The organism is Roseibium aquae (genome assembly GCF_008711285.1).
In the GTDB taxonomy this organism is placed as follows: domain Bacteria; phylum Pseudomonadota; class Alphaproteobacteria; order Rhizobiales; family Stappiaceae; genus Roseibium; species Roseibium aquae.
Genome location: NZ_VXDC01000001.1, coordinates 291,438 through 306,403, shown reverse-complemented (window position 1 = coordinate 306,403; position 14,966 = coordinate 291,438). Strand labels below are relative to the sequence as shown.

Annotated in this window: 12 protein-coding genes; 8 read left to right on the top strand and 4 right to left on the bottom strand. The window is 60.2% G+C overall.

From position 1 onward, the window contains the following. Positions 1–79 precede the first annotated feature (79 nt). From F0184_RS01325 to F0184_RS01315, 3 genes are read left to right on the top strand one after another with little or no spacing between them, the layout of a single operon-like run. The gene (locus F0184_RS01325) at positions 80–1,114 is read left to right on the top strand and encodes a TRAP transporter substrate-binding protein (protein ID WP_150493668.1); all 1,035 of its coding nucleotides are present in this window, start codon (positions 80–82) and stop codon (positions 1,112–1,114) included. A 2-nt stretch (positions 1,115–1,116) separates the two neighbouring features. Further along, entirely contained in the window at positions 1,117–1,623 is a 507-nt protein-coding gene (locus F0184_RS01320; protein ID WP_150493666.1) for a TRAP transporter small permease, read from the top strand. A 22-nt stretch (positions 1,624–1,645) separates the two neighbouring features. Then, positions 1,646–2,959, top strand: a complete 1,314-nt coding sequence (locus F0184_RS01315; RefSeq protein WP_150493664.1) for a TRAP transporter large permease — start codon at positions 1,646–1,648, stop codon at positions 2,957–2,959. 54 nt (positions 2,960–3,013) lie between these two features. Here F0184_RS01315 and F0184_RS01310 read toward each other — a convergent pair whose 3' ends face one another. Then, on the bottom strand, positions 3,014–4,294 hold the full coding sequence (locus tag F0184_RS01310) for an amidase family protein (protein ID WP_150493662.1): 1,281 nt from the start codon (positions 4,292–4,294) through the stop codon (positions 3,014–3,016). A 344-nt stretch (positions 4,295–4,638) separates the two neighbouring features. Between F0184_RS01310 and bchE the strand changes: the two genes are divergently transcribed. Beyond that, the gene (gene bchE / locus F0184_RS01305) at positions 4,639–6,294 is read left to right on the top strand and encodes a magnesium-protoporphyrin IX monomethyl ester anaerobic oxidative cyclase (RefSeq protein ID WP_150493660.1); all 1,656 of its coding nucleotides are present in this window, start codon (positions 4,639–4,641) and stop codon (positions 6,292–6,294) included. After that, a complete protein-coding gene (bchJ, locus tag F0184_RS01300; RefSeq protein ID WP_150493658.1) occupies positions 6,287–6,883 on the top strand; it encodes a bacteriochlorophyll 4-vinyl reductase in 597 nt (198 codons plus the stop codon). Before bchE ends, bchJ begins: the two co-directional genes overlap by 8 nt. A gap of 21 nt (positions 6,884–6,904) precedes the next feature. Here bchJ and F0184_RS01295 read toward each other — a convergent pair whose 3' ends face one another. From F0184_RS01295 to dxs, 3 genes are all read right to left on the bottom strand, one after another. After that, positions 6,905–7,675 carry a DUF1194 domain-containing protein gene (locus F0184_RS01295; RefSeq protein WP_150493656.1) on the bottom strand — a complete coding sequence of 257 codons (771 nt, stop codon included), beginning with the start codon at positions 7,673–7,675 and terminating at the stop codon, positions 6,905–6,907. A gap of 132 nt (positions 7,676–7,807) precedes the next feature. Further along, positions 7,808–8,683: a cobalamin B12-binding domain-containing protein gene (locus tag F0184_RS01290; RefSeq protein WP_150493654.1), complete on the bottom strand. Its 876-nt coding sequence runs from the start codon at positions 8,681–8,683 to the stop codon at positions 7,808–7,810. Positions 8,684–8,820: 137 nt separating this feature from the next. Then, the gene (dxs, locus tag F0184_RS01285) at positions 8,821–10,779 is read right to left on the bottom strand and encodes a 1-deoxy-D-xylulose-5-phosphate synthase (protein WP_150493652.1); all 1,959 of its coding nucleotides are present in this window, start codon (positions 10,777–10,779) and stop codon (positions 8,821–8,823) included. 400 nt (positions 10,780–11,179) lie between these two features. Here dxs and bchI point away from each other — a divergent pair, with 400 nt between their 5' ends. The 3 genes from bchI to bchO are packed head-to-tail and all read left to right on the top strand — an operon-like array spanning position 11,180 to position 14,944. Then, on the top strand, positions 11,180–12,211 hold the full coding sequence (gene bchI, locus F0184_RS01280) for a magnesium chelatase ATPase subunit I (RefSeq protein WP_150493650.1): 1,032 nt from the start codon (positions 11,180–11,182) through the stop codon (positions 12,209–12,211). Continuing rightward, complete coding sequence (locus F0184_RS01275) at positions 12,204–14,054, top strand: VWA domain-containing protein (RefSeq protein ID WP_150493648.1); 1,851 nt, start codon at positions 12,204–12,206, stop codon at positions 14,052–14,054. The genes bchI and F0184_RS01275 overlap by 8 nt, the downstream gene beginning before the upstream one ends. Next, positions 14,051–14,944 (top strand): alpha/beta fold hydrolase BchO, encoded by an 894-nt coding sequence (gene bchO / locus F0184_RS01270; protein WP_150493646.1) that lies wholly within the window; start codon positions 14,051–14,053, stop codon positions 14,942–14,944. Before F0184_RS01275 ends, bchO begins: the two co-directional genes overlap by 4 nt. Positions 14,945–14,966 lie beyond the last annotated feature (22 nt).

The following is a 14,966-nucleotide window of genomic DNA, read 5'->3' as shown; positions in this document are numbered from 1 at the left end:
GACCGAATTCAACAGCGGACTGAACAGTAGCAGATAGATCCAATCATCGCTGCGGCGTGTTGGTGGGAGGAGGAACCCCGTGCTCAAGAATTTTAAATCGATCACACTCGGTGCGGCCGCCGTCGTGGCATCGCTCGTTGCCGGACCTGTCAGCGCCCAGACCACATTGAATCTGTCGTCTTGGCTGCCACCGTCTCACCCGATCGTGGCAAACATGATCGTTCCGTGGGCAGAAGAGGTGGAGAAAGCTACGAACGGCAATGTGACCGTCCGAATCCTGCCGAAACCACTGGGCAAGCCGCCCGCGCATTTCGACATCGCCAAGGATGGCCTGGCCGATATCACCTACGGTGTGCACGGCTATCAGCCTGGGCGCTTCGCCCTCACGAAAGCCGTTGAGCTTCCATTTCTCGGCGACAGCGCAACGGCAACCTCGGTTGCCTATTGGCGCATTTACCAGAAACACTTTGAGGCGGTCGGAGAGCATCGCGGAGTGAAAGTGCTTGGCCTGTTCACCCACGGTCCTGGCAATATCTTTAATTCCGCGCGTCCCGTCGAACAGTTGTCCGATCTCGACGGTCTGAAAATCCGCGTTGGCGGCGGCGTTGTGAACGACGTGGCAAAGGCGATCGGCGCAACCGCCCTTCTCAAACCGGCTCCTGAATCCTATGAGCTCATGGCCGCAGGGGTGGCCGATGGCGTGTTCTTCCCGCAAGAATCGATCAAGTCATTCAGGCTCACCGATCTCGTCAAATACGGCACCATTGTTCCAGGCGGCCTTTACAACACCAGCTTTTTCCTCGTCATGAACCCCCGGTCCTTCGACAATCTGTCCGCGGCAGACCAGGAAGCGATCATGAGCGTCTCCGGCGAACATTTCGCCAAGATTGCCGGCAAGGGCTGGGACGATGCCGACGCGGCCGGAAATGCCGCGATGATGGAGGCCGGGGTTACCCTCATCCAGGCCTCGGACGCCATGGTCACGGAGATCAAAGCCAAGACGGCTGAAATCGAACAGGCCTGGATCGAGGAAGCCAATGCCAAAGGCCTCGACGGCGCCGCCATCATGGCGGAGCTTCGGGCAGAAATCGCGGCCGCGTCCGGCTCGAACTGATCGTGGCGTCCCGCAACAAAATCGAAGAAATACGGAGCGCCCGCTGGGCGCTTCGCATTCTTCAGTCCGCCGCGGGCGCGCTCTTGTTCGCCATGATGGTTCTGACCTTCATCGATGTGTGGGGCCGCTACATCTTCAACTCCCCGCTTGCCGGCGCGTTCGAGATCACCGAGTTGATGATGGCGACGCTGATTTTCGCGGGCTTGCCACTGGTCACCGTTCAGCGTGAGCACGTGTCCGTCGACCTGTTGGACTTCTGGATGCCCAAAGGTCTCCAGATCGTACGGGACAACCTCATCAATCTGCTTTGCGCTGGAATGCTCGGCATCCTCAGCCACCGCCTTTGGCTGAAGGCGGTCGAACAGGTGTCCTATGGAGATCAAACGGCGGCGCTCAATATCCCGGTCGCTCCGGTGACTTTTTTCATGAGCTTTTCAACCGCCTTGAGCTGCGCCGCCTTGCTTTTCATGACGGCTGCCACCCTTCGCGACAGTTTTTCGTCCGACTGACATCAAGACTTAAGGACCGACCGTGCTGGAATCCCTCGTCGGCTTCGCCGCTCTGCTCGCACTTATTCTTCTCAGGGTTCCCATCGCATTCGCCATGGGCTTGGTCGGAACCGTCGGATTTGCCTACATGGTAAATTGGCATGCCGCGCTGGCCATGATCGGAACGGTCACCTACGAGACCGGACTGGCTTACACCCTGTCGGTGGTCCCGCTCTTCATCCTGATGGGGAATTTCGTAACCCGTGCGGGGTTGTCACAAGAACTCTACGACGCGGCCAATGCGTTTCTCGGGCACCGCAAAGGCGGATTGGCGATGGCCACAGTGGTGGCCTGCGGCGGCTTCAGCGCTGTTTGCGGGTCCAGTCTTGCAACGGCTGCGACAATGGCGCGGGTCTCCATGCCCTCCATGAAAAGGTTCGGCTATTCGGACAGCCTGGCAGCCGGGTCGGTCGCCGCCGGGGGCACGCTCGGGATCCTCATTCCACCGAGTGTCATTCTGGTGCTCTACGGCATCATGACCGAACAGAATATCGGCCAACTCTTCATGGCAGGGGTTCTGCCGGGCCTGTTGGGCATCTTGCTTTATCTGGGTGCCGTGCGGGCAACAACCTGGCTGAACCCAAAGGCTGGCCCTCCGGGCGACCGCATGCCATGGTCCGAACGGCTACGGGCCCTGCGCGGCGTGTGGGGCGTCATCGTTCTGTTTCTTCTGGTGATGGGCGGCATTTATGGCGGGATCTTCACACCCACGGAGGCTGCCGGAATCGGTGCCGGTGGGGCATTTCTGTTCACCTTGGCGCGCAGAAAACTGACCTGGGCCAGCTTGAGCGAGATCTTGGTTCAAAGCGTGCGCACCACGGCCATGATTTTCTCCGTGCTGATCGGCGCCCTGATGTTCTCCAACTTTATCAACATCGCCGATCTGCCGACGGTTTTGACCAATTGGGTCCAGTCCATGGATCTGTCGCCGCTGATGGTTTTGATGTTCGTGATCGCAGTCTATCTCGTCCTTGGCTGTATTCTGGAAAGCCTGTCGATGATCCTGCTGACCGTGCCGGTCTTTTATCCAATGATCGCAGAGCTGGTGTTTCCCGGTGTTCCGCCGGAAATGGTGCTGATCTGGTTCGGAATTGTTGTCGTGGTGGTGACGGAAATCAGCCTGATCACGCCTCCTGTCGGGCTCAATGTCTTTGTCCTGCGCGGCGTGATGCCGGAAGTTTCAACCGGCACGATCTTCAAGGGCGTCACGCCTTTCTGGATCGCCGACATCATCCGGCTGGGTCTCTTGATTGCCTTTCCGGCTTTCGCGACCCTTCTGCCAACTTTGATGGGATAACCACCAAGCACCGACCAGAAATTGGACCGCCCGCCGGCGGTCCTTGAAAAACTCTCAAGTCATGTCGGCCAGAAGCGGTTCGATATGCTTTGCGCATGCGAGCAATTGATGGTCATGGCCGTTTGGCCCGATCAACATAGCGCTCAAGACAAGCCCGCCGTCGACAAAGGGGAGCGCAATGCTGCATCCATCGGCGATATTCGCCAGAGACGGATTGCGCAGGGCCAACAGATTCAAGCTGTTGAACACCGCGTCGTCCTCGAGACGCGCCAACGCGGGCGGCAGGATCGGTGTCGTCGGCAGCAAGAGCAAGGCATCACCCAACTCCTCGGCGAAGACTTTCACGAAAGCCTTTCGGCGATTGAGGCTTTGGCGATAGGTCACTGCACTGATCTCATCCGCACGCCCCATGCGGGCGTGAACGCGGGGATCCATATGGGAGGCCTGATTGACGAAAAAATTCTCGTAATGGGCCCGCGACTCCACCGACGTGAAATGCCAAGGCGGGATCTGATCATAAGGCTCAATACAGGCGAGCTTGCGTCTTTCGATGTCGGCGCCGCCCGACTGAAGGCTTCGCACGACCCGCTCAAATCCCTTCCGGATTGCCGGATCCATCTCATTGAAACCGAAGTTCTCGGGCACGATAAAACGCGAAAGGCGTGGCTTTACCGGCAGCACGTCCCGTCCCGCCATGACCTGCCACGCCAGCTCGCAGGCTGCGACCGACCGGGACATCGGACCAAAGCTGTCCAGAGTATCGGACAGCGGGCAGCCGCCTTGAAGCGATACCGAGGCTTGGGTCGGCTTGAACCCGACAAGGCCGTTGAAGGCGGCCGGGATCCGAAGTGACCCGCCCGTATCGCTGCCGATGGCGATGTCCGCAAGCCCCCGCGCAACACTGACAGCGCCTCCGCTTGTGGACCCGCCTGGCGCGCAACCTGGGAAAACCGCATTTTCGGGCGTTCCAAAATGGGGATTGAGGCCGAGGCCCGAATAGGCGAACTCGGACATGTTTGTGAGGCCCGTGAACACGGCACCAGCCGCGCGCAGGTTTGCGATCGCCGGCGCGTCCTCTTGCGCCGGTTCGCACGCGCGCAAGACATCCGCACCGGCGGTTGTCACTTCGCCTTTCACGTCAAACAGTGCCTTTACGCTGATCAAAGCGCCGGATAGCGGATGCGCCGGATCACCATGAAGATCCTGGTCCGCGGGATCGAACGCTTTGGTATAGATGGCCGCATGCTCTGCCGGCCGGGATTGCAAGCGGTCGAACGCGTCTACCGCACGCTGGCGAGCGGTTTGGGCAGACCATGGGAAATTCTGACTTGCCATGGGTGTCGTCTTTCTTGTGAACAGGGGACTCACTTACGGCGAAGAACCTTCTGAACGCAAGGCGCGGTCAGGACCAAAGCGTGCGGCCAAATCAGCGGAGTGAAAAACAGGCCCGCGCGGCACCGCCTCCAGATTGCCGGCAAACCGTCAAGGCCTGCCTTGTTGGCAAGAGGTCGGCAGCACGCCGATGGCACGATATTGAAAGCGGACAGCCCGTTGGCATCAAATCCGGCAAGGGTGCAGTCCCAAACAAGATGCCAACGAAACACACCTTGACCTGCGTCAATTCATACCGACGATTTTGGTGTCAATATTTATTGACACTCACAGTCAAGGACAAAGCCATGCGGATCCTGTTTGTTCACCCCAACTATCATTCCGGCGGTGCGGAGATCGCAGGCAGCTGGCCCCCTGCCTGGGTCGCCTATTTGTCCGGAAGCTTGAAACGGGCGGGATTCGACGACATCCACTTCGTGGATGCAATGACCAATCATCTGGATGACGATGCCTTGCGCAGCGAGATTGCCCGCATCCAGCCGGATGTTGTCGGCGTCACCTCCATCACGCCCTCGATCTACGCAGCCGAACGCATTCTGGAGATCGCCAAAGAGGAAGCTCCTGATGCCGTCGGTGTACTGGGCGGCGTCCATGCCACCTTCATGTACAAGCAGGTCCTGAGCGAAGCCCCCTGGATCGACGTTATTGTTCGGGGTGAGGGCGAAGAGATTGTCGTTGAGTTGATGCGCGCCATCGACGAGGGCCGGTGGCCGAAGGATCAGAAAAAAATCAAGGGCATCGCCTTTCGGGCGGACAACCAGATCGTCGCCACCCAGGCTGCCGCCACGGTCAAGGATCTGGATGGGATCGACCCTGATTGGGGCATCCTCGAATGGGACAAATATATCTATGTGCCGCTCAACACCCGGGTGGCCATCCCCAATCTGGCCCGCGGCTGTCCGTTCACCTGCTCGTTCTGTTCGCAGTGGAAGTTTTGGCGCGACTACCGGGTCCGCGATCCGCTGAAAGTTGTCGATGAGATCGAACGGCTGGTGACCGATCACAATGTCGGCTTCTTCATTCTCGCGGACGAGGAACCCACCATCAATCGCAAGAAATTCGTTCAGTTTTGCGAAGAACTGATCGCGCGCGGCCTGCCCGATAAGGTGAAATGGGGCATCAATACACGGGTGACCGACATCATGCGCGACAAGGAGCTTCTGCCGCTCTACCGCAAGGCCGGTCTCGTGCATGTCAGTCTCGGCACCGAAGCGGCGGCCCAATTGAAATTGGACCAGTTCAACAAGGAAACGAAAGTCAACGACAACAAGGAGGCAATCCGCCTTCTCAGGGAGGCCGATATTTTTGTCGAGGCCCAGTTCATTGTCGGCCTCGACAATGAAACCGAAGAAACCCTGGAAGAAACCTACCGGATGGCCTGGGACTGGCAGCCCGATCTTGCCAATTGGGCGATGTACACGCCATGGCCCTTCACGCCGCTGTTTCAGGAGATCCGCGACCAGGTGGAGATCTTCGATTTCTCCAAATACAACTTCGTGACCCCGATCATGAAGCCGGCGGAAATGACGCGCGGCGAACTGTTGAATGGTGTCATGAAGAACTACCGGCGTTTCTATATGCAAAAGGCGCTGTTTCACTATCCATGGCGCGGCACCGGTTTTCGCCGGCGTTATCTGCTCGGCTGTCTCAAGGCCTTCTTGAAAGCCGGATTTGCCCGCACGTTTTACGATCTTGGCAAGGCTGGCTACTGGGGACCGCAATCCAAGGACAAGGTTCATTTCGATTTCGACGAAACACGCACCCTGGCGGAAGCCCAGCTTGCCGATTGGGAATCGGCGGCCGACCGCGCTTCTCGCGCCGCCGAGCGCCGGGAGGCCTTGAAGGTTCAGGGCAAAGAGCGCGCGGAAGAGCGTAAAAGCGCCGCGGCCGCCGCAGCCATGGCCTGTGGTGGCGGCACGGAACAGATGGCGGAAAATGCCTGAAGTCCAGCAGGTGGAACCGGGGGCGCGCATTGGACCAAATGCGCTCACCCAGTTTCAAACCGTTTTAGAAAACGCAGGGGAAACGGCGCTTTGGACCGATCTCTTGCAAAAGGCGCAGATCACGACACTGCCCGATATGACCGGTTTGATCCCGGAGCAGCCCGTCGCCCGGTTTCATCGGCACCTGCGAGCCGAACGCCCCAACGAGGCCGCACACTTGTCCAGGCAAGCCGGACGCCGGACCGCGGATTACATTCTGGCCCATCGGATTCCGAAGACCGCGCAATGGTTACTGAAGATGTTGCCTGCGTCCGCATCGGCCCGGCTCCTTGCGAAAGCAATTGCGAAGAACGCGTGGACCTTCGCCGGATCCGGCAGATTTGAAATCCTGAGCTTCCAGCCGCTCCGGTTTGCGCTTTACGACAATCCGCTGATCCTCGGAGAAACTGCGAAAAAGCCCCTGTGCGATTGGAATGCCGCGGTGTTTGAACGCCTGTTTCAAGAACTGGTCAATCCGGCGGCCGAAGTCAGGGAAACGACCTGCCGGGCGTGCGGCGCGGACGCCTGCAGGTTCGATATCGACTGGTGATCCGGCGAAAGCTGGTCGACCTCACGGGCTCAGGGTGACTGGCACAGGTCCGGAAGACGCCCGTGCGAAACGGGCCAGGCCCTCAGGATCAGACCGATGGTCCGCGATCTCGAGAATGAGTTTCCGCCGCACAGCATCGGCAAAGGTCTGGGCGTTGTCAGCCGTTATCACGAAAGCCCCCGGCCCGCCGATGATTTCATTCGCGAAGCGGTTCTCCAGATCGTAACCCGCTGGCCGGCCAGAACAATGCCGGCACAAGACTGCCAGGCCATTGATCACGATGCCGGAATTTATGACCGCAGCGCGGGCTTCCGCGATCGGTGGGCCGTTCCAGTTGTTTGCGCTGTCGGCCGACAGATCTATCACTTTGCGCAGGCCAGCATAGGAATTGGTATCGATGAGCTCCTTGCCCTTGAGCAGGGCCGCACCGATGGCATTGCGCCCAAAAGCCAGGCGCGGCTGCTCCATCAAGGACGCGGCGAAGGCTTCAGCGCTCGCGCGCCCATCGATCACGGTCCAGTCGACCACCACCTGCTGAGAATTGGCACTTCCCCATTCGACATAGGTGATCGCGATTTTTCCGTAGGCATTCGATGCGATGGCCGACAAAACCGCGGGGTCCGTGATGGCCTCGGCATACCCTTGCCGCTGGAACCGGATTTCAGCCTCGTCGATGGATCCGGTGGCATCCGCAAGCAACACCAGTTCGAGATCGAGTTCTTCGGCGAAGCCGGACCGGATACCGGCGGCAAGAACACCAAGGCAGAGAAGCGCAAGGACAAGCTTGTTCATGAGCAACTTCCATTTCCCACACTGGGAAGTTACGCATGGTAATCCAGGAAAGATCACAGACGCATCGCGTCAAGGCCGCCTCTGAACACCCAGCGGCTTCACAATGGCCCGGCATCGCCCCCCGTCAGCCCATCAATGAACCAGACTATCGGCCATTTTCAGGGACTGCCTGAGATCCGATGCCTCGAAATCGGCGCCCAGTGCCAAGAATTCACCTTCCCGCCCGCGAAGACCCGGCCCGCCAATGCAAATGCACAAAGGGTCCCGGCGCGTGCTTTGACGGGCTTCGTCCATGACATCTTTCACGCTGTCCATGTCGCACCCGCATCCGACTGAGAGGCCGAAAAGGTGGCAGGGAATGTCATGCAGAAGACTGTTCGCCCGATCCCCGGCTTGAAGATCCGCGCCACCGGCGACACCCCAGCCGTTTTCTGCGAAACATGCCGAGATCACGGCAAGGCCAATCGTGTGCTCGTTTTCCGGCATCCGCGCGAAAAGGGCCGTTCGGGGAGGATTGGTCGAGAATCGGCTTTGTCTCGCAATGGTCAACTCGGTCACCAGCCGCTGCAGCCTGGACATCGCAACAGCGATCGTTACAAAGCTCTCCGTATCGGACGACCAGCGCCGCCCGAGCTCGGCCACCATGGGCATGATCAGGTTTTCGCAGATCTCAAGGATGGGGATCGCACTCGCCGACAACCGGTCGACGAGGCTGCGAAACACATCCGGACGGCTTTCCAGCAAAGCGCTCAACAATATGGTGTGCAAGCCTTGCAAGGCTTGGGACCGGGCCTGACTTCGCTCACGATCGACCCGGCCATGATTGCTGACAAGTTCGTCAAGAACATGCTCCTCGATCGCATCGGACAATTGGGATCTCAGATCGGCGTCCCCGTCGACTTGCCCTTGATCCCAGGAAAAAGCCTGCGGCGGGGCGAAGTAGCCTGACCACGACACTCGCTCGCGCTGTTTTTCGGGTTTGCTGGTCCCGTCGCACTCATCGGCCATCAATCCCCCCCGGAGCGCGTCAGGCTTTTTGTGAAAGGCCAAGTGATGACCCATTCCATAGGACAGGTCATCTGGAAGGCACGGTAGAGTCCGTGCACTTGTGTCGCCCGCTTTTTCCTTGCTCAACCGCGGCGCACTCATGGCGCACCTACAAGATTTACGGGCGTTTGATATTGCTCCTGCGCTCCCTCAAGACATGCTAGCGCAGTCTCGGCAATATGAACAGCATTTAGGCAGGCAACATCGTACATCGCGCGCGGTGAAGCGTGCTGGATGAAAACATCCGGCAAGCTCATACACCGCACCTGTAGACGTGATCCGAGCAGGCCTTTATCCGAAAGATGCTGCAGAACATGGGAACCGAAACCGCCAACGGCGCCTTCTTCCGCGGTGATCAAAACGTCATGGGTTCGGGCGAGTTGTTCAATGAGCGTTTTGTCCAAAGGCTTGGCGAAGCGTGCGTCCGCCACCGTCACCGACAATCCGCGCGCTTCCAGTTGACCGGCCGCCTGCAGGGCTTCCCCCAGCCGCGAGCCGAGGGTCAGAAGAGCAATCGTCCGCCCTTCCCGGACAATGCGACCCTTTCCGATTTCCAAGGGAACACCGGCTTGCGGCAGCGCTACGCCGGTGCCTTCCCCGCGCGGATAGCGGAAGGCGATCGGTCCGCTGTCATGCACGGCAGCGGTGGCCACCATATGAACAAGTTCGGCCTCGTCGGCCGCGGCCATCACGGTGAACCCTGGAAGATTAGAGAGATAAGCGATGTCAAATGCGCCGGCATGGGTGGGTCCATCCGCCCCCACCAGCCCGGCCCGGTCTATGGCAAAACGGACCGGCAGGTCCTGGAGGGCAACATCATGAACGATCTGGTCATAGGCCCGTTGCAGAAAGGTGGAATAGATGGCGCAAAACGGCTTCATCCCCGCCGCCGCCAGACCAGCCGCAAAGGTCACCGCATGCTGCTCGGCGATGCCGACATCGTAGCTTCGCTCGGGAAAGGCTTTTGCGAACTGTGCGATGCCGGTCCCGCTTGCCATTGCCGCTGTGATCCCGATGACCTTCGGATCCCTTTTCGCTTCTTCGATCAACGCGGTGCCGAAGACCTTGGTATAGGTCGGCGCCGGCGCGGCCTCCGTTTTCGCCGCAGGCGCTCCGGTCACGAGATTGAAGGCGCCGACCCCGTGATGCTTGTCATCCGAAGCTTCCGCAGGCGGATAACCTGCGCCCTTGCGTGTCACGGCATGAATGAGCACCGGACCCGTGGCATGATCGCGCAAGGCCCGCAAAAGAGGCAAAAGGTGCTCCAGATCATGTCCATCGACGGGGCCGAAGTAGCTGAAACCAAGGTGTTCAAACAAACTGTTGGTCCCGGCCAGTTCCCGCACCGCCCGCTGGGTGCGCTGCATGCCGGTGCGCAGCGGCTCTGGGAGCAGCTTGGTTCCACGGCGCAGCAACGTGTCGATCTCGACCAAGGGTACGTTCTGACACAGCGTTGCCAGGTGTTTCGTGATCGCCCCGACCGAAGGCGAAATCGACATTTCATTGTCGTTGAGGATCACGAAAATCCGATGACCGAGCGCCCCCGCGTTGTTGATCGCCTCATAGGCCATGCCGGCAGACATCGCGCCGTCGCCGATCACACAGACAACGTCGCCGACATCTTGCGCGCCGTGCGCGCGCGCCGCCGCGAACCCGAGCCCGGCGGAAATGGATGTTGAGGAATGGGCGGCGCCGAACGGATCGTACACGCTTTCGGAACGCTTGGTGAAACCGGACAGCCCTCCCTCTTTCCGCAAGGACGCCATCTGGGACCGCCTGTCCGTCAGGATCTTGTGAGCATAGGCCTGGTGTCCGACATCCCAGATGAGCTTGTCATGCGGGGTATTGAAGACCGCATGAATGGCGACCGTGAGTTCAATCACGCCGAGCGTTGACCCAAGATGCCCGCCGGTTCGCGAAACGCTGGAAATCGTATCCTGACGAAGTTCGGCGGCAAGTTGGCGCAGTCTCCAGTCGGGCAGTTGCCTGAGAGCCGCTGGTGAAGTCACCTTGTCGAGCAAAGGTGTCGCGGGACGGGGCTTGTCGTTACTTTCCATGACCGTGCCTCCCAACACGTGCAGGACCGACCTTTTGAATGCCTAAACCGGTTCTCGCTTCCAAGGTCAGATCCAAGCAGGTCCTCTGCCCATATTGTCACCACCAGCCGGCGTTTTTGTAAACTTTTTTTTACACCCTCTTTTTCATTTGCGCCAAAATAAGTAGCACCGCTTATTATTCATAAGTGATTATGCATAGAATACTTGAAGTATTTTGAATGTATTTTTGGCATCCGGATTCCGAAAACTAATGTGCGTGGTTCTCCTGATATCGCATGCCATTTGCAAACGGCACGATAGTGTATAATTTAGTTGACACTTCGTCCGAACCGGAACCACAAGCCAGATCCCGGCTTGCTCTTGCGTTCGGAGCCAGACGACCTGCTGTGAGGCAATCCGCATGACACATCCATTTCCCTTTTCCGCAATCGTCGGTCAGGACGAGATGAAGCATGCGCTTCTCCTCGCGGCGGTAGAACCGGGCCTGGGCGGTGTGCTTGTTTTTGGAGACAGGGGAACGGGCAAGTCCACAGCCGTTCGCGCCCTGGCCGGCCTGCTTCCCGAACTCAGCCTCGCCGACGGATGCCAGTACAACTGCACGGAGGAAAATCCGTCGCCCCATTGTTCGGTTTGCAATGGCGAGGCCCATCCGCAGCGCTCACTCAGACCAACACCGATTGTCGACCTTCCCCTCGGCGTGACCGAAGACCGCGTATGTGGCGCGCTTGATCTGGAAAAGGCCCTATTGTCCGGGGAGCGCGCCTTCGAACCGGGTCTTCTTGCTCGGGCGCATCGCGGGTTCTTGTACATCGACGAAGTCAACTTGCTGGAAGACCATCTCGTCGATCTGTTGCTGGATGTGGCGGCGTCTGGCGTGAACGTCGTGGAACGGGAAGGGCTCAGCGTGCGCCATCCGGCCAAATTCATCATGATCGGCAGCGGCAATCCGGAGGAAGGGGAACTCAGGCCGCAGCTACTCGACCGGTTCGGCCTGTCCGTGGATGTCGGCTCGCCGGATGACATTGAAACGCGTGTGGAAGTGGTGCGCCGCCGCGACGCCTATGAACTGAACCCGGTTTCCTTTCATGAAACCTGGCAGGCGGCGGACCTGGAAATCCGGGACGCGATCCTGATAGCCAAGAAAGTCATTCCGTCCGTCAATGTTCCAGATGAGAGCCTGCGTCTGGCGGCCGATCTGTGCATTCGACTGGGGGTTGACGGGCTGCGCGGAGAACTGACCCTCATGCGGGCCGGGCGGGCCCATGCGGCCCTCGACGGGCGAATGGAGGTGACCGTCGCTGATATTTTGTCGGTTGCGCCCATGGCTTTGTGCCACAGGCTGCGCCGCGATCCGCTGGACGAAGCTGGGTCCGTGGCAAGGGTGACGCGCGTGATCGACGAGGTGGTCGACCAAACGGTGGGTCATGCGTGAACCCGGCCAGCACGCCTCTCCCGGAACCGCCCTCTGGCAGGACGCGTTAAGGGCCCTTGATCTGGTCAAACTCGCCCATCGGCACGCGATGGCCTCGGACCGGCCATCAGGCCCTGCCCTGAGCCTCCGGATCCGGTCCGGGGCTGGCCCCGTGCGCGATGCCTATCTGGCCATCTTGAAAGACTTTCTGGGGGATCGGACACCGTTTCTGCGCATCCCCGCCTCGATTTCCGTGGACGCCTTGATTGGCGGCCTCGACGTGGCAGCAACGCTGCAAGCTGGGCGCCCCTTGTCGGAACGGGGCGTTCTGAGCCGGGCGACCCATGGTGTTTTGCTGGTTCCAATGGCCGAACGTCTGCCGGTAGCGCAAGCCGCGATTCTCGCCCGCGCCTTGGACACCGGAACGGTGACGGATCGGCAGGGACGGTCTCATCCGGCGCATTTCCTGCTGGTCGTCCTCGACGAGACCCGCGACGGCGAGGAGGAAATGGCCGGCGGCCTGACCGACCGGCTTGTTCTCGACATCTGCCTCGACGGGATAAGCATCCACGACATGAAGCCAGACGGCAGTGCCTGTTCGGATTCGCAGGCCGACGCGGCAAGCCCGCAGCCGGATCAATTGCCACCGATCGCGGATGATGCCTTGGCGCTGCTGGCACATATCACCGGACAAATCGCGGATAGCTCGCTCCGCAAACTTTCCTCGGCAGCGCGGACCGCGCGGCTGCTGGCCAGACTAGACGACACATCCGAAGTCACCGCGGCGCATTTGCAGGAAGCCCTGCGCCTGTGTCTACGCATTGGGGAGATTCAAACGACAGACTACACGCAGGAAGATGATCAGGCACCGGCCGACCCGGAGACCGGTACAGGACCACCGCCACAATCCACTGGAGAAACCCAGGAAACACCGGACACACAAGAACCAGCCGAACTGAGCCTCGATGATCTTTTTGCGGAGATGAGTGTGAGTTCGGAAACCGCCTCAAGGGAAATTGTGGAGGCCTTGCGCAACCCGATGGCGGGACGGGCGAACGCCAAGGCGAAAACCGGCAAGTCAGGCGCCCGGAAAACGGGAAGCGCGCGCGGCCGGCCGATCGGCCTGACACCGCGCCCGCCCTATGACAGCGCCCGGCCGGACATTGCCGCGACCCTGCGGGCCGCCATCCCCTGGCAAAGACTGCGCAACCCGGACCTGGCACTCCACGGCTGGAAAGCCGGCATGAAGATCCATATCCTGCCTTCCGATTTCCGCTACGTGCGCTATCGGCATAGGACAGAATCCACCGCCATCTTTACGGTCGACGCTTCAGGCTCCACCGCCCTGTCGCGGCTGGCGGAGGCGAAAGGCGCGATCGAGCTTCTGCTGGGGGACTGCTATGTGCGCCGGGATCAGGTGGCGCTGGTGGCGTTCCGGGGACGTGAGGCCGAGGTCCTGCTGGAACCAACGCGTTCCCTGGTCCGGGCCAAACGCAGCCTGACCGGGCTGCCCGGCGGCGGACCGACCCCGCTGGCAAATGGCATTCAACGCTCCCTGGAACTCGCCGCGCAGGTGCGCCAGCGTGGCCAAAGCCCATTGATCGTGTATCTCACCGATGGCAACGCCAATATCTCGCTGAAAGGCGAACCCAACCGCCGGCAAGCCGCGACCGATGCCCGGAAACTGGCCCAAGATGGTGCTTTCCGGGGATTTCAATCCGTTTTTATCGATATTGCGCCGCGTCCGCGGCCGGCCGCCCAAGAACTGGCCAAGGCGATGCAGGCGGACTATTGCACGCTGCCCTATGTCTCCGCCTCGGGCGTTTCCCGGATTGTCAGCCGTTATCTGGCTGGGCGAGCGTGAACCTGGACATGGTGCGCACCCTGTCTTTCGCCCGGGACGGCAAAACCTGGCCGCATCGCGACGCCAGCCGGTTCGTCAGAAGCGGACATATCGTTTGGCATGTGCAGGATCAGGGTCCACCGGCAGCTCCCGTCTGCCTGATGATCCATGGCACTGGCGCGGCCTCCCACTCCTTTCGCGGTCTCATTCCTTTTTTTTCGCAGGATCACCGGGTCCTCGTTCCCGATTTGCCGGGGCACGGCTTTACCACCGGCGCGCGCCGCAGGGACCTTGCCCTGCCGGGCATGTCGCGGGCGCTCGGCGGTCTTCTCCGCACGCTTGAGACGAAGCCTGACATCGTGATCGGCCATTCCGCGGGAGCCGCTCTTCTTCTTCAAGCCGTCCTGGATGGCCACCTTGCGCCCCGCCTTGTTTTTGGACTGAACAGCGCTTTGGAAGCCATCCCGGGCAATGCCTTTCTCTCCCCTCTTGCCAAGGTGCTGTTTTTCAACCCTTGGACGGCGAACACCGTTGCGATGCAAGCCCGCATCGGCGGCTTGGTGCAAAGGCTTCTCAAGGCGACCGGCTCCCAACTCGATGACGAAGGCAAGGCTTGCTACGCGTTGCTGGTCAGCAATCCGGCCCATGTGAAGGGCGCACTCGGCATGATGGCGGGCTGGGATCTCGACCCCCTTGTCAACCGCCTGGGGGAAATCCGTGTTCCAGTGAACCTGATCGCGGCAGCGGACGATCCGATGGTTCCCGCGCGGGTGTCCCGGTCAGCGGCCCGCTTCCTGCCCGGCGGACGCTCTTCCATCGTTGAAACGGGCGGTCATCTTCTGCATGAGATCGCACCCGGCCGGATTGCCGGCCTGGTTCGGGAGGATCTGGCGCGTTTTCAAGCGGGATAAGAAGAAACCCGCTTGCCACACT